1 protein-coding gene is annotated in these 1,200 nt (G+C 53.8%); it reads left to right on the plus strand.

All coding sequences use genetic code 11. The features are described 5' to 3' along the window. Window positions 1-94: 94 nt before the first annotated feature. Window positions 95-1,200 (plus strand): hypothetical protein (locus tag D6694_06780; GenBank protein RMH43705.1); only part of this gene is annotated, 1,106 nt, incomplete at its 3' end.

Genomic DNA, 1,200 nt, shown 5'->3' on the forward strand with positions numbered 1-1,200 from the left:
AAGTCGGATGGTGGCGGTTCCTCTTGGCCAAAGGGGTTGAGCTGATCGATGCGTTGACGGGACAGGCTCCTCAATAGGAGAATCAGCGATTATCATGAAATGGTTTCGCAACAAACATGCACAGGCCGCATCAGAACCGGACGGAATTCTGAACAGAATTTGGGAGTGCTTTTGTCAGAACCAGGACGAGGAAGCGGCAAAGCTCATCCAAGAGCTGGAAGGACTGCATCTGTCTGACCCACAGCGTTGCATTTTGCGAGTATACCGGGGCTGGCTGGCCTATAGAAAAGGCGTATGGGAGGAAGCGGAACAGAATGCGCATTGGGTTCTAGATCAATGTCAGGATCGCTATTCCCTCGGCAAGGCGTACCAATTGATTGGAGCGTGTGCCCTCGATCGCTACAAACACTGTGAAGATGATGACGAGGAAACAACACTACGCCTACTCGGCACAGTAGTAGAGGCGTGTAACCAAGCGCTTGTACTCTTAGGCTCCCATCGGGATGCGCTTCTCGTGTATATACCTATGGCTATGGCGCTGGTTTACCAAGGCAATTTGGAAGAAGCGATTGTTCTGCTAAAACATGCTATCGATAAAGCATCTCATCCGAGTCCGGAAAAGGGATGGCTGCTTGCAACCTTGGGCGAAATATTCATCTTAGACAAGAATGACTGGGAAGCCGGTCGGCCATACTTGGAAGAGGCTGCAAAGATACTTGATCCGGTCTCGCAAACCCATGCCTGGGTCCATGTGCGTCTGGCAGAGGGGTACATCCAAGAAGAAGGAAACTACGCCAAAGCACGAGTCCACGGACGCAAAGCCGTGGAACTGGCCGCCAAGGACCCGCAGGTCCAGGCGTGGGTGCGATTTGGCGCCCATTTCCGCTACGCCCTTGCCTTGCACTATGGTGAATACGATTACAAGGAGGCCGAACGGCAGTATAAGAAGGCCTTGCAGGTGGCGGAGACAGAAAGCGATGCAGAGGCCCAAAGGAAGGTGTTGGCCTACTTGGGCAACCTCTATGCACGTCAGAAGCGTTACAGGGCCAGTTTACGCGTATTGAAGGATGCGCTCAAGGTCTGCGGTGAAGACGAGCCCGAGAGCTGGAAGCTCCACTGGAGCCTCGGGAGCGTCCTAAGCAATATGGGGAAGCACCGGGAAGGGGCGGAACACTACCGTCGAGCCATCGCTATGCTACA

The sequence above is a fragment of the Gammaproteobacteria bacterium genome (genome assembly GCA_003696665.1).
Lineage (GTDB): Bacteria > Pseudomonadota > Gammaproteobacteria > Enterobacterales.